12 protein-coding genes are annotated in these 13,543 nt (G+C 73.6%); 6 read left to right on the top strand and 6 right to left on the bottom strand.

Annotated features, from left to right (window positions below):
• Window positions 1–460: 460 nt before the first annotated feature.
• Window positions 461–2,101: an amidohydrolase gene (locus DTL70_RS27645; RefSeq protein WP_114024736.1), complete on the bottom strand. Its 1,641-nt coding sequence runs from the start codon at window positions 2,099–2,101 to the stop codon at window positions 461–463.
• 65 nt (window positions 2,102–2,166) lie between these two features.
• Complete coding sequence (locus DTL70_RS27640) at window positions 2,167–2,607, bottom strand: Lrp/AsnC family transcriptional regulator (RefSeq protein ID WP_114024735.1); 441 nt, start codon at window positions 2,605–2,607, stop codon at window positions 2,167–2,169.
• A 236-nt stretch (window positions 2,608–2,843) separates the two neighbouring features.
• Between DTL70_RS27640 and DTL70_RS27635 the strand changes: the two genes are divergently transcribed.
• Entirely contained in the window at window positions 2,844–3,284 is a 441-nt protein-coding gene (locus tag DTL70_RS27635) for a hypothetical protein (protein ID WP_114024734.1), read from the top strand.
• 218 nt (window positions 3,285–3,502) lie between these two features.
• Window positions 3,503–4,195 (top strand): HhH-GDP family DNA glycosylase, encoded by a 693-nt coding sequence (locus DTL70_RS27630; protein ID WP_181861113.1) that lies wholly within the window; start codon window positions 3,503–3,505, stop codon window positions 4,193–4,195.
• A 16-nt stretch (window positions 4,196–4,211) separates the two neighbouring features.
• Here the strand turns inward: DTL70_RS27630 and DTL70_RS27625 are convergent, their stop codons facing one another.
• Together DTL70_RS27625 and DTL70_RS27620 are read right to left on the bottom strand one after the other, a co-directional pair.
• The gene (locus DTL70_RS27625) at window positions 4,212–5,153 is read right to left on the bottom strand and encodes an endonuclease/exonuclease/phosphatase family protein (protein ID WP_114024733.1); all 942 of its coding nucleotides are present in this window, start codon (window positions 5,151–5,153) and stop codon (window positions 4,212–4,214) included.
• A gap of 61 nt (window positions 5,154–5,214) precedes the next feature.
• Window positions 5,215–6,408, bottom strand: a complete 1,194-nt coding sequence (locus DTL70_RS27620; RefSeq protein ID WP_114024732.1) for an acyl-CoA dehydrogenase family protein — start codon at window positions 6,406–6,408, stop codon at window positions 5,215–5,217.
• 365 nt (window positions 6,409–6,773) lie between these two features.
• Between DTL70_RS27620 and DTL70_RS27615 the strand changes: the two genes are divergently transcribed.
• Window positions 6,774–8,120 carry a glycoside hydrolase family 18 protein gene (locus DTL70_RS27615; protein WP_114024731.1) on the top strand — a complete coding sequence of 449 codons (1,347 nt, stop codon included), beginning with the start codon at window positions 6,774–6,776 and terminating at the stop codon, window positions 8,118–8,120.
• Between the two features lie 90 nt (window positions 8,121–8,210).
• On the opposite strand, the gene DTL70_RS27610 is transcribed toward DTL70_RS27615, so the two are convergent.
• Entirely contained in the window at window positions 8,211–8,486 is a 276-nt protein-coding gene (locus DTL70_RS27610) for a GlsB/YeaQ/YmgE family stress response membrane protein (protein WP_114024730.1), read from the bottom strand.
• Between the two features lie 318 nt (window positions 8,487–8,804).
• Here DTL70_RS27610 and DTL70_RS27605 point away from each other — a divergent pair, with 318 nt between their 5' ends.
• The 3 genes from DTL70_RS27605 to DTL70_RS27595 all read left to right on the top strand — a co-directional run bounded on the left by DTL70_RS27605 (window position 8,805) and on the right by DTL70_RS27595 (window position 12,458).
• Window positions 8,805–10,490, top strand: coding sequence for a bifunctional 3'-5' exonuclease/DNA polymerase (locus DTL70_RS27605; RefSeq protein ID WP_425470414.1), 1,686 nt, complete (start codon window positions 8,805–8,807; stop codon window positions 10,488–10,490).
• Window positions 10,491–10,636: 146 nt separating this feature from the next.
• Window positions 10,637–12,094 (top strand): NADP-dependent phosphogluconate dehydrogenase, encoded by a 1,458-nt coding sequence (gene gndA / locus DTL70_RS27600; protein WP_114024728.1) that lies wholly within the window; start codon window positions 10,637–10,639, stop codon window positions 12,092–12,094.
• A 160-nt stretch (window positions 12,095–12,254) separates the two neighbouring features.
• A complete protein-coding gene (locus tag DTL70_RS27595; RefSeq protein WP_114024727.1) occupies window positions 12,255–12,458 on the top strand; it encodes a hypothetical protein in 204 nt (67 codons plus the stop codon).
• 274 nt (window positions 12,459–12,732) lie between these two features.
• Here the strand turns inward: DTL70_RS27595 and DTL70_RS27590 are convergent, their stop codons facing one another.
• The gene (locus DTL70_RS27590; RefSeq protein WP_114024785.1) at window positions 12,733–13,515 is read right to left on the bottom strand and encodes an AraC family transcriptional regulator; all 783 of its coding nucleotides are present in this window, start codon (window positions 13,513–13,515) and stop codon (window positions 12,733–12,735) included.
• Window positions 13,516–13,543: the final 28 nt, after the last annotated feature.

The raw sequence follows: 13,543 nt of genomic DNA, 5'->3' as shown, positions 1-13,543 counted from the left end.
AGGCGGAAAGCGGTGGGCGCGCGGGGGCGCAGGAGATCCGGGGACCGGAGGGCGGATCTGCGGATCGGGGCCCGGCGCCCTTCGGGCCGACCTGGGACCCGCTGGCTGCGGATCTACCGAAAGCCGTTGTCTACTGAGCGTCCGGGCCCCGTACCGGGTCACACCCGCCGGCCGGCGGAGCGCATCTGTTCCCCGTGCCGTCGGCGCTGGACCTGGCTCGCAGCGGTGGTGCGCCGGTGCGGTACACCACCCCTGGCCCAGCGGGGTTCGACGACAGCGCGGAAGCTCCCCGGTCGGACGTCCTGTTGGTGGACGCGGCCGAACCTACCCGGCTCCGGGCGTTCGTTGTCAACAGCCCGCCTACCTGGGGTGTTTCTCCAAATCAGCAGGTCAGTAGCGAGGTGAGGACCACGGCACGGCGGACGGAGGGGTCTCGTTCAGCCGTATCGCGCCGCGGACATCACTCGTCCGGCCGTGCGTAGACCGTACGTCCGCCGACCACCGTCCGCAGGCAGACGGGCACCTCGCGGCCCGGCGTCAGATCCGGCAGCCCCGGGGTACCGGAGCGCGGGTCGGTGGACCAGTTGGCCACCCGCGTGTCGGGGGCCTGGACGATGAGCGGCCCGGTGCGCCACACCGCGTAGTCGGCCGGTGCGCCCGGAACGAGGACGCCCGCGTCGTCACGGCCGAGCGCGCGCCAGCCGCCGCGCGTGTGCGCGGTGAAGGCGCCGCGCACGGAGATCCGGTGCGCGTGGGTGCGGTGGAAGGCGGCGGCCCTGACGGCCTCCCAGGGGCCGAGCGGGGTGACGGGGCTGTCGGAGCCCAGCGCGAGGGGCACCCCGGCGCGCAGCAGCGCCGCGTACGGGTTGAGGGTGGCGGCCCGTTCGGCGCCCAGGCGCCGCGCGTACATGCCGTCCGTGCCGCCCCAGGCCGCGTCGAAGCCCGGCTGCACGGAGGCGGTGAGGGCGAGGTCGGCGAAGTCCGCGACGGTCGCCTCCGTCAGCATCTCGGCGTGCTCGACGCGGTGCCGGGCGGCCCGCACGCGGGCCGTGCCGACGTTCTCGGCGGCGCGGCGTACGCCGTCGGTGACGGACCGGACGGCGGCGTCGCCGATGGCGTGGAACCCGGCTTGCAGCCCGGCCTCGGTGCAGGTGGCGACGTGCGCGGCGACGGTGGCGGCGTCCAGTTGCCCATTGCCCGTGGTGCGGGGCGCGTCCGCGTACGGGGAGCACAGGTGCGCGGTGTGGGAGCCGAGGGAGCCGTCGGCGAAGAGGTCACCCGCCGCGCCGAGCGCCCCGAGCTCCCTGACCCGGTCCGCGTCCTTTGCGGAGGTGACGAGTTCCGCCCAGTATCCGAAGACCCGGGGTCCGGCTTCCTCCGCGGCGAGCGCGAGGAGGGAGGTGAAGTCCTCCTCGCCGGAGATGTCGGGGCCCGCGCACTCGTGCACCGCGCCGATGCCGAGCGAGGCGGCGTGCTCCCGGGCGGCCCGCTGGGCCTCGGCGCGCTGCTGCGGGGTGAGGGTGGCGTGCGCGGCCTCGCGCACGGCGTGGTGCGCGTCGCCGGTCAGGGGCGCGTCGGCGCTGTACCCCGCGCGGGTGGTGATGCCCGGCACCAGGTCGAGCATCGCCGTGGTGGCGAGGGCGGAGTGGACGTCGATCCGGGTCAGGTACAGCGGGCGTCCGCCGGTCGCCTCGTCGAGCTCCGCACGGCCGGGGTGGCGCTGCTCGGGCCAGGCGCTGGCGTCCCATCCCGTGCCCAGCAGCACCCGGTCGTGCGGCCGGTCCTCAGCGTAGGCGCGGACGCGGGCGAGCGCGTCGGCGAGCGTGCGCGCGTCCGACAGGTCGAGGCCCGTCAGCGCCAGTCCGGTCGCCGTGGTGTGGACGTGCGCGTCGGTGAACGCGGGGGTGACGAGGGCGCCGTCGAGGTAGCCGACCTCGTCGACGTTCTCGGCGAACGAGTCGGCAGCGCCCTCCGAACCGATCCAGGCGATGCGCTCGCCCTCCACCACCATCGCGGTCGCGAACGGATCGGCGGGGCTGTGGACCTCGCCACCGCGCAGCAGCAGGGTGCGGGGCGGGGCGGGGCTTGTGCTGTCGCTCATGGGGACAGTCTCCCGCTTACGGGCGCCGCGCCGGTGCGCGGGGTGGAGCGCGCCCGTGAGGGGGTTCAGACGCGGGGTGGGCGGGCCTCGTACGGCGTGGAGAGGACGACGGTGGTGCGGGTGGAGACCCCGGCGAGGGTGCGGATCCTGGCGAGCAGGTGCTCCAGCTCGATGGGGGTGGCGACCCGCACCTTGAGGATGTAGTTCTCGTCGCCCGCGACGCTGTGGCAGGCCTCGATCTCGGGCACGTCGGCCAGCCGGTCGGCGATGTCGTCCGGGGCACTGGGGTCGAACGGTTTGACGGAGATGAAGGCCATCATGGGCAGCCCGACGGCCTCGGCGTCCACGAGCGCGGCGTAGCCGCGGATGACGCCGCGCTGCTCGAGGCGGCGCACGCGCTGGTGCACGGCCGAGGTGGACAGGCCGGTAGCCTTGCCCAGGTCTGTATAGCTCATCCGCCCGTCTCTGACGAGCAGTTCCACGATCTGACGGTCGAGTTCCTCCACAGCGGATCACCGTAGCGGCCCCGCGCCGTCCGCGCAGCGAGTGCGCCCCGGCGCACGGGGACGGCGCGCCGTGGCACGCGGGGCAGCACCGGAAGCACGGAACCATGAGGTATGTGATGAAGGCCACACTTATGCACCGGCGTCCAACGGCACGGGGCGATTACGCGTGTGGCACGACGGGAAGTGCTTGCTGTGGCCGGAGCCGAGAGCCCGGCCGTTCCATCAAGGGGGATCACATGCGTACGACGAAGTCCCGCTCCGCTCGCCAGGACACCGCTCACCTGAGCGACGCTCACCAGGGCGAAGCGACTGCCCTCCTGGACGGCTCCGAGATCTCCGACGAGCCGCCCGGATCCGTTTTCGAGGACGAGATGTACGAAGCCCTCCGCGTCCGGTGTCCCGACTGCGCCCAGGCGATCGCGGTCTTCTCCCAGGAGCGGGAGCTGCCGCGCCACGGACTGTGCGCCTCACCGTGGAACCCGTTCGGCCTGACGGTGTGCCAGGGATCCGGCCGCCCGGTGCGGGACGCCGAGCCGTGGGACCGCGAGCCGAAGGAGCACACGGTCGGCGAGCTGCTGCGGCTGCCCGAGAGCCTGGACTGGCGCACCCAGCCGTTCTCCCATGTGGTGCTCCCCGGCTCGCGCCCGGCCAAGCGCGCGCACGCCGGGGTCGAGTGACCGCGCGCCACTCCCCCGAACCGGCCTCCACTCCGCTCCGGTAGCGGTCCTCCAGCACCGCCTCCAGCGGGCCGCGGTGCATGACAGGGCATCCGTGGTGAGGCGGCGGAGCGGGTGTTTCCTCCCCCTCGCCTCCGCGGAAGAGCTGAGCGCACAGCGCCGCACGGGCCCGCGTGGATCGCGTACGGCTGGGGACCCGGGAACCCGAGGAGGCAGCCATGGCGAAGGCGAGCACGAAGAGCAGGACGGGTACGAAGAGCGGCACCGACAGCGGCTCCGGCCGGCAGCGGGCGCTGGTCAGGGAGCTGCTGAAGCGGCACGGGACGACCTACGCGCACGACGCGGGCATCACCCTGCGCGACACCCCCATGCCCCTGTACCAGCTGCTGGTCCTCTCCATGCTGCTGTCCGCCCGGATCCGCGCGGACATCGCGGTCGCCAGCGCGCGGGCGCTCGCGGACGCGGGCATGAAGAACCCGCGGCGGATGGCCGACGCCACCTGGCAGCAGCGGGTGGACGCGCTCGGCGTGGGCGGCTACCGCCGCTACGACGAGCGGACCTCCACGATGCTCGGCGAGGGCGCGGAACTGGTGCTCGAACGGTGGGGCGGCGACCTGCGCAGGCTGCGCAGGAGCGACGACCCCGAGGGCGCCCTGCGCGAGGTACCCGGCATCGGGCCCATGGGCGTCTCGATCTTCCTGCGCGAGGCCCAGGCGGTGTGGCCTGAATACCAGCCCTACCTGGACGGCAAGGCGCTCCAGGGGGCGCGGAAGCTGGGGCTGCCGGAGTCGGCCGGGAAGCTGGCCGACATGGTGCGGAAGGACGAGCTGGCGCCGCTGGCGGCCGGGCTGGTGCGGGCGGCGCTCAGCTCGAAGGTGGCCGACGAGGTGCGTCAGGCCGCGGAAACCTGAGACGCGGGCGCGGCGGCTACAGCTCCACCACCGCCTGCACCGGCAGGTGGTCGCTCGGGTACTGCCCGTCGCGCGCGTAGGTGATGATCTCCGCGCGGCGTGTGCGGACCCCGGGCGAGGCGAGGATCCAGTCGATGCGGTCGCCGTCCGGCACCAGCGGCTCGTAGCCGTGGAAGGTGCCGTACAGCTTGCTGCGGCTCTCGGCCGCGTCCCAGGTGTCGGTCAGTTTCCCGTCCGAGAGCAGCGTGTCGTAGACGGGGTTGGCGTGCGCTGGCACGTTGAAGTCGCCGGTGACCAGCCGCGGGAGCGCCGCGTCCAGCCCGCCGAGCCGGTCGGTGATGAGCGCCGCCGAACGTTCGCGGGAGTACTGGTTCTGGTGGTCGAGGTGGGTGTTGAGGTGGTACAGCTCGCGGCCGGTGGCCAGATCGCGGAACCGTACCCAGGTGACCATCCGGATGACGGTGTTGCCCCACGTCGTCGAACCGATCAGCGCGGGCTGGTCGGAGAGCCAGAAGTGGTCGTATGCGAGCGGGAGCAGTCTGCGGACGTCGTAGAAGACGGCCATGAACTCGTCCCTGCTGCCGCCGGCCCGGCCGGTGCCGATCCAGTCGTAGCGGGATCTGCCGAGGTCCGCCGCGATGTCCTTCAGCTGCCCGTAGAGCCCCTCCTGGGTGCCGATCAGGTGCGGGCGCTCGCGCTGGAGCAGCGCCCGGGTGACCGGGCGCCGCTCGGGCCAGCTGTGGGGCGGGGTCGCGGAGGCGTACCGCAGGTTGAAGGACATGACACGGAGCGTCCGGCTCCGGCCGCCGCCGGGGCTGCTCACCTGGGCGGGTACGGCGCGCGCGGTGGCGGCGTGCGCGCCGGCGGCGCCGGTGGCAGCGAGCGGGGCGGCGAGTGCCGCCGCCGCGGCGGTGCGGATACCGCCTCGGCGAGTGAAGCGTGGTGCGGCTGACGACATGTGAGTCCTCCCGGTGTCCTGAGTGGATCTGGGTGGTTCTCGTGCGCGCCCCGCAGGGGCTTCAGCTCTTGCTCTCCGGGCCCGCCAGGTGGCGGGCGATCACCATGCGCTGGATCTGGTTGGTGCCCTCCACGATCTGCAGGACCTTCGCCTCGCGCATGTACCGCTCGACGGGGAAGTCCGCCGTGTAGCCGTAGCCGCCCAGCAGTTGCACGGCCTCGGTGGTGACGCGCATGGCGGCGTCGGTGCAGAAGAGTTTGGCCATCGCGGCCTGCCGGGAGAACGGCTCGCCCGCGTCGCCGCGCCGCGCCGCCGCGAGGTAGAGGGCGCGCCCGGCCTCGATCTGGGTGCCCATGTCGGCCAGCGCGAAGCGCAGCCCCTGGAAGTCGGCGAGGGGGCGGCCGAACTGCTCGCGCTGCGCGGTGTAGACCAGCGCCTCGTCCAGCGCGGCCTGGGCGAGGCCGACGGCGCAGGCCGCGATGCCCAGGCGCCCGGCGTCCAGGGAGGAGAGGGCGACGGTGAAGCCCTGCCCCTCCTCGCCCAGCCTGCACGTGTCGGGGACACGCACCTCGTCGAAGTGGACCTGGGCCGTGGGAGAGCCGTTCAGCCCCATCTTGCGCTCGGGCGGTGCGGCGCTCAGCCCCTCCGCGTCCGCGGGGACGAGGAAGGCGGTGATGCCGCGGGACCCGTCCTCGCCGGTGCGGGCCAGGACGGTGTAGAAGTCGGCGACGCCACCGTGGGTGATCCACGCCTTGGTGCCGTTGAGTACCCAGCCCCCGCCGGCCCCGCCGTCCCTGTCCTCCCGGACGGCGCGGGTGCGCAGGGAGGCGGCGTCCGAGCCCGAGGCGGGCTCGGACAGGCAGTAGGCGCCCAGCAGACCGCCGCCGAGCATGTCGGGCAGCCGTTCGGTGCGCTGCTCCTTGCTGCCGAAGTGGGCGAGCCCGTGGCAGGAGAGGGAGTGGACGCTGGTGCCGAGCCCGACGGTCAGGCGCGCCGCCGCGAGCTCTTCGAGGACCTGGAGGTAGACCTCGTAGGGCTGTCCTCCGCCGCCGTGCTCCTCGGCGTAGGGGAGGCCCAGGAGGCCGGAGCGGGACAGGAGGCGGAAGGTCTCACGCGGAAAGGTGCCGGCCGCCTCTTCCTCGGCGGCCGCCGGCTTGATCTCGCGCTGCACCAACTCGCGTACGAGGCCCAGCAGATCGCGCGCCTCGTCAGTGGGCAGTTCGCGTTCCACCGGCTGGGGACCGTCCTGGGGCATGGTGCGCGCTCTCCTTCGGATCGGGGAACTGCGGCGGTCGCGCCGGGGTGTGGCGGGCCGCCGTGGGTGCCGGCCCGCGCGGGCCGGGAGTGCCGCTGCCTCAGCCGTGATACTGCACCGTCGGGTCGCGACGGTGGCTGACCAGCGGCTGCGGCGAGTTGGAGTATGCCCGATCGCGCGCCCTTCGTCACCGGCGTAGGGGTGTGGACTGGCCGGGGGGCGGGGGTGAACGGGCGGCGGCGCCACCTGAACGGAAATTGGTCCGAACCATTGACGCACTGGTCTAGTCCTTCTACATTCCCGGAACGTACGCAAGGCACGGCCGCAGCACCCCGTCCCCCCGCACCCCACACGCGAGGTGAACCATGCTCGGACCGGAAAGACGTCCCTTCGCTCCCACCCACCACCCCGGGTCTTCTCCCACCCGTCGCACCAGGCGCCAGGCGTCGCCGCCCTCCAGGCGTCGCGGAATCCTCGCCTTCCTCGGTGCCCTCTGCACCGCCGTCCTGGCCACGACACTGCTGTCGGCCACGGCGTCGGCAGGGCCCAGGGAGGCCGCCGCACCGGCCGCCGCCTCGAAGGCCTCCACTCAGGCCGCCGGGTCGCAGACGGCCGCGGGCAAGACCGTGGGCTACTTCACCAACTGGGGTGTCTACCAGCGCAACTACCACGTCAAGAACATCGAGACCTCCGGCTCGGCGGACAAGCTGACCCACATCAACTACGCCTTCGGCAACGTCCAGGGCGGCAAGTGCACCGTGGGTGACAGCTACGCCGACTACGAGAAGGCCTACACGGCCGACCAGAGCGTCGACGGCAAGGCCGACACCTGGGACCAGCCGCTGCGCGGCAACTTCAACCAGCTGCTGAAGCTCAAGAAGAAGCACCCCGACCTGAAGATCCTGTGGTCCTTCGGCGGCTGGACCTGGTCAGGCGGCTTCGGGCAGGCGGCCCAGAACCCGGCCGCGTTCGCCGAGTCCTGCTACAACCTGGTCAACGACCCGCGCTGGGAGGGCCTCTTCGACGGCATCGACATCGACTGGGAGTACCCCAACGCCTGCGGCCTGACCTGCGACACCAGCGGCCCCGACGCCTTCGCCGACCTGACGAAGGCACTGCGCGGCAAGTTCGGCGACCAACTGGTGACAGCGGCCATCAGCGCCGACGCGTCCGCGGGCGGCAAGCTGGAGGCCACCGACTACAAGACCGCGGCACAATACGTCGACTGGTACCTGCCGATGACCTACGACTACTTCGGCGCCTGGGACGCCAAGGGCCCCACGGCCCCGCACTCCCCGCTGACCTCGTACGAGGGCATACCGAAGGACGGCTTCAACACCGAGGCCACCGTCGCCAAGCTCAAGGAGATGGGCGTTCCCGGCAGCAAGCTGCTGTACGGGCTCGGCTTCTACGGCCGCGGCTGGACCGGCGTGACGCAGTCCGAGCCCGGCGGCACGGCGACGGGTCCCGCACCGGGCAAGTACGAGCAGGGCATCGAGGACTACAAGGACCTCAAGACCCGGTGCCCGGTCACGGGCAAGGTCGGCGGCACCGCCTACGCGCACTGCGGCAACCAGTGGTGGAGCTACGACACCCCCGAGACGATCGCCGCCAAGGGCGACTGGGCCGCACAGCAGGGGCTCGGCGGCACCTTCTTCTGGGAGCTGAGCGGCGACACGGAGAACGGAGAACTGATCAAGGCCATCAAGTAGGCGTGTGAGCGGGGCGTGCACGCGTGGCACGCCCCGCTCCGCACCCCGGGTGGCGGGCCGCCGGCCCGCCACCCGTTCGCTGTCCGCGCCTCACCTGCGGACGCCTCGGCCCGCGCGCGCACGATCGAGCAGGCTGACGCCGAGCGCGGCGAGAACGATCTGGATGATCAGCTCGATCCAGTCGAAACCCCGGGTGTCGGCGACACCCACGGCACCGGCGATCGCCGTACCGATGAACGCGGCGACGATGCCGACCAGGAGCGTCCACAGGATCCCGATCCGCTGCCTGCCCGGGAGCACCAGTCGCCCGAGCGCGCCGATGACCACGCCGACGACGAGCGCGCTGATGACACCGGATATGTCCATGGCCCACCTCTCAGCCGGGAGGAACTCCTCCGCCTCCGAGTGTCCCGCAACGGTGCGGATATGTCGGCCGCTGCGGGGCCGGCGGAGGGACACCGGCACGCACGCCGGCGCACGGGCCCCTCCCCCGCCGGCGGCGGACCCGGCACAGGAGCGAGGCCGACCGGTCGCGGGGACGCTGTCACAGGCGGCTGGAAGACTCGCGGCATGACGAACGGCACGGGGGCGAACGGTACGGAGGCGGGGGCGGGAGGGGCGCACACCACGCGGCGGGCGCGGGACGCCCGCCGGTGGGCGCTGGCCCCCGCGGGCGGCGGCCGGGTGCGGGTGTGTCCGCTGGACGCGCGGGGCGGCCGCGCGGGCCCCGTGCGGACCGAGGAGTCGGCGGCGGCCGCGGTGCGCGCCGGTGAAGGGGTCACGCGGTGGGTGTGGCGGGCGACGACCGAGGTCCAGCCCGGCCTGCTCGCCGCGGGCGTGCGGGTGGAGCGGTGCTACGACGTGGAGGCCGCCGAGGCGCTGCTCCTCGGCCACGAGGGCCGGGCGGGGGACCCGCATGCGCTGCCCGCGGCCCTGGCACGGCTGCGCGGGCTGCCCGTGCCGCCCGACCGGCAGCCCGTCCACCGCGAAACCGACCCGCAGCCCTCGTTGTTCGAGACGGGCCCTGTGCCGCTGCCCGACGGTGTCGACCCCCTCGACGCCCTGCTGGAGGTGTACGCGGCGCAGGTGGAGCGGACGGAGCGGGCCGAGCATCCCGCACGGATGCGGCTGCTGCTCGCCGGGGAGTCGGCGGGCACGCTCGTCGCCGGGGAGATGGGCCACGCGGGGGTGCCGTGGAGCGCGGAGATCCACCGCGAACTGCTGGCCGAGCTGCTGGGCGAGCGGTACGCGGGCGGTGGCCTGCCGCGCCGGCTGGTGGAGCTGGAGGAAGAGGTGTCCCGCGCGTTCGGGCCCCACGAGCGGGTGCGGCCCGACCTGGCCGCCGACGTCCTGCAGGCGTTCGCACGCCAGGGGATCCGGCTGGGCTCGACGCGGGCCTGGGAGCTGAGAAAGGTGGACCACCCGGCGGTCGAGCCGCTGCTGCGGTACAAGAAGCTGTACCGGCTCTACACCGCGCACGGCTGGAGCTGGCTGCGCTCGTGGGTGCGGGAGGGGCGCTTCCGTCCCGAGTACGTTCCCGGTGGTGCCGCCTCGGGGCGCTGGACCACCAACGGGGGCGGGGCGTTGCAGATCCCCAAGGTGGTGCGCCGCGCCGTGGTCGCCGATCCCGGCCGGCGCCTGGTGGTCGCGGACGCCGACCAGATGGAGCCGCGCGTCCTGGCCGCCGTCTCCCGCGATCCGGGCCTGATGGCGGTGGCCGGCAGCGAACGCGACCTGTACACGGCCCTCTCGGAGCGGGCGTTCTCCGGTGACCGCGCCCAGGCCAAGCTGGCCCTGCTCGGCGCCGTCTACGGCCAGACGAGCGGCGACGGCCTGCGGAACCTGGCCGCCCTGCGAAGACGGTTCCCCGCAGCCGTCGCCTATGTGGACGAGGCGGCCCGCGCGGGCGAGGAGGGCCGCCTCGTCCGTACCCACCTGGGCCGTACGTGCCCGCCCGTGGGGCGCGAGGACGGCGGGGCGCCGGCGGACGAGGCGTCCGGAACGGGCCCGGAGGCCGGCGAGGGTTTCGCGGGGACGGAGGGGGAATCCGGCACGGCCGGCGCCCGGGCGGCGGGCGCGGTGCGGGCGAGAGGCCGCTTCACCCGGAACTTCGTGGTGCAGGGCAGCGCGGCGGACTGGGCGGTCCTGATGCTGGCCGGGCTGCGGCAGCGGCTCGCGGAGCTGACGGCCGAACTGGTGTTCTTCCAGCACGACGAGGTCATCGTGCACTGCCCCGCCGAGGAGGCCGACCCGGTGCGCGAGGCCATCGACGCCGCAGGCCGGCAGGCCGCCCGCGCCGCCTTCGGCGACACCCCGGTCCGCTTCCCCTTCACCACCGCCGTCGTCCGGTGCTACGCCGACGCCAAGTGAGGGCCGACGGCACGGCGAGCGGACGCGGGAGTGTCGGGAGACGATCGAGAGGGCAGCCGTGCCCTGACCCGGGGCCGGACAGCGCCCCGCCACCGACACCTGCACGGGGAAACCCCGGAAGGACGCACATGCCGGAAGGGACGCACATGACAGCGACAGCCCAGATCGGCGTCACCGGATTGGCCGTCATGGGGCGCAATCTCGCCCGCAACTTCGCCCGGAGCGGCTGCACCGTCGCGCTGCACAACCGGACCGAGGCCCGCACCCGGGACCTGGTGGACGCGTTCGGGCACGAGGGCACCTTCGTCCCCACGAGGTCGCCCGAGGAGTTCGTCGCCGCCCTCCAGCCGCCGCGCTGCCTGGTCGTGATGGTCAAGGCGGGCGGGCCGACGGACGCGGTGATCGAACAGTTCGCGCAGCTCGTCGAGGTGGGCGACGTGATCGTCGACGGCGGCAACGCGCACTTCGAGGACACCAGGCGCCGCGAGGCCGCACTGCGCGAACGCGGTGTCCACTTCGTCGGCACCGGGATCTCGGGCGGCGAGGAGGGCGCACTGCTGGGCCCGAGCATCATGCCGGGCGGCTCGGCGGAGGCGTACCGCTCGCTCGGCCCGCTGCTGGAGCGGATCGCGGCCCGCGCCCCGGACGGCGCACCGTGCACCACGCACCTGGGCACCGACGGTGCCGGACACTTCGTGAAGATGGTCCACAACGGCATCGAGTACGCCGACATGCAGCTGATCGCGGAGGCCTACGACCTGCTGCGCGGGGTGGCGGGGCTGGAGCCGGCCGAGATCGCCGAGGTCTTCCGGCGCTGGAACACCGGGCGTCTGGACTCCTACCTCATCGAGATCACCGCCGAGGTGCTCACCCACACGGACGCGAGGACGGGCCGGCCGTTCGTCGACGTCGTCGCGGACCGTGCCGAGCAGAAGGGCACAGGACGCTGGACCGTCCAGACGGCGCTCGATCTCGGCGTCCCAGTGCCCGGAATCGCCCAGGCGGTCTTCGCGCGGTCGCAGTCGGGCCACGCCCGGCTGCGCCGGGCGGCGGAATCGCTGCCGGGGCCGGAAACGGCCGAGGGGGCACCCTCGCGCATGGCCGCCGACGAGGCGGAGCGCTTCGCCGCCCAGGTCGAACAGTGTCTGTACGCCTCGAAGGTCGTCTCCTACGCGCAGGGCTGGGACATGCTGCGCGCGGGAAGCGAGGCTTACGACTGGGGCATCGACCTCGGGTCCGTCGCCGCGATCTGGCGGGCGGGCTGCATCATCCGTGCGGCGTTCCTCGACCGGATCCGTGGCGCCTTCACCGAGCGGCCGGCCCTTCCCACGCTGCTGGCCGATCCGCAGTTCGCACAGGAGCTGGGCGAGGCGCAGGACGCCTGGCGCGGCACCGTCGCCGCGGCGGCCCGGCACGGGGTGCCCGCGCCGGGGATGTCGGGGGCGCTGGCCTACTACGACGGGCTGCGCGCCGCCCGGCTCCCCGCCGCACTCACCCAGGCCCAGCGTGACTACTTCGGCGCCCACACCTACCGGCGCGACGACCTCGAGGGCACCTTCCACACCCAATGGGGCGGCGACCGCACGGAGGACCGTACGGACTGACCGCGCGGGACTCGCCGCCGCGCGGGGCGCGCACTTCGTCACAGCCGGGTAGCCGTCGCGTCCCCGCTCTGTCCCCGCGCGCCCCGCGAGGCACCCCGCCCGCACCCCTCGTGCGTCCTGACCAGCGAGAGAGCGAAGACCCGATCACGAGGGGGACCCGATGGCTTCCGGCTGCCGCGACTGCGCGACCTGCACGAAATCAGGCCTGGGAAAACTGGTGCAGCACACCGTCGTCGGCCTGGTGTACCTGTGCACGCTGGGCATCGGCTACGTCCTCAAACGGGGGCTGCGGCGCCACTGCCCGCAGTGCGGACATCTGCTGTCCCGCCACGCCCGGCGTGCGGACGGCTCGTTCCGCGACTGAGCGCCGGGCGCCCGCACCCGAAGTTCCGGCGTCCGCGCCCGAGTTGTCCGCGGGCGCCGCCCGGTGCGCACTGTCCGCCTCGGAGAACTGGCGCGCGAAATCGGCCGGTTCACGGGAGTGGGAGCCGGGGGAACGAGGAGCTGTGGCGAACGGACGACGCGTGTGGCAGTCGGCCGGTGCACGAGCTCATCGCCATCGTCTGCGCCGGCCACCCCTGACGGCACGGGAGCGCGCGTGGGTCGTCGCCGGGTGAAGCCGGGGCGGCCCCGGCCTCTCAGACCGTGTGCGCGCCCGGCGTGTGGCCGAAGACGCGTCCGAAGACGTCGATGAAGGCGCTCGCCGAGGACCATCCGCACCGGTGCGCCACCGTGGTGACGGGGGTGTGCTCGGCGAGCAGCAGCAGGGCGTGCTGGAGGCGCAGTTGGGTGCGCCACTGCGGGAACGTCATGCCCAGGTCGCTGCGGAAGAGCCGGGAGAGGGTGCGGGCGCTCGCACCGGTCTGGCTGCCCAGTTGGGCCAGGGTGCGGTTGTCGGCCGGGTCCGCGTACAGCAGGTCGCACACGGCGCGCAGCCGCGCGACGGTGGGCGCGGGCAGGTGCAGCGGCTGCTGCGGGGAGGCGCGCAGCTGATCCAGCAGGACGGCCCGCAGCCGTCGCCGCTCGGCGCTGCCGTCCCCAGGGGAGCGCGTGGAGGCGAGCAGCAGCTCGCGCAGCAGCGGGTTGACGCTCAGCGCCGTCGGCTCGTCGAGGCCGAGCGGGTTGACGGCCGCGGGCAGGCCGAGGAGGTGCAGCTCCAGGTCGCCGCGGGCCTGGTGCGTGTGCACGGTGCCGGCGGGGATCCACAGGGCGCGGTTGGCCGGCGCGACCCAGGACCCGCCGTCGGTGGTGACCAGGACGACACCGCGGGCGGCGTAGACGATCTGGTGGTCGTCGTGCCGGTGCGCGTCGATGACCTCGCCCGGCGTCAGCCACCGGGAGCGGGTGGGCGCCCCGGCCTCGTGGCGGACCTCGCGGTCGTGGCCTGCCCGGGGTGCCGGCGCGATCTGGCGGGTTTCCATCAGTGGTTGGCAGCTTATCGAAAGCGGG

Origin of the sequence: Streptomyces diacarni (assembly GCF_003323715.1) — a bacterium.
GTDB classification, from domain to species: domain Bacteria; phylum Actinomycetota; class Actinomycetes; order Streptomycetales; family Streptomycetaceae; genus Streptomyces; species Streptomyces diacarni.
Note: the sequence above shows the minus strand (reverse complement) of the source record. Positions and strands in the feature narration are given on the sequence as shown.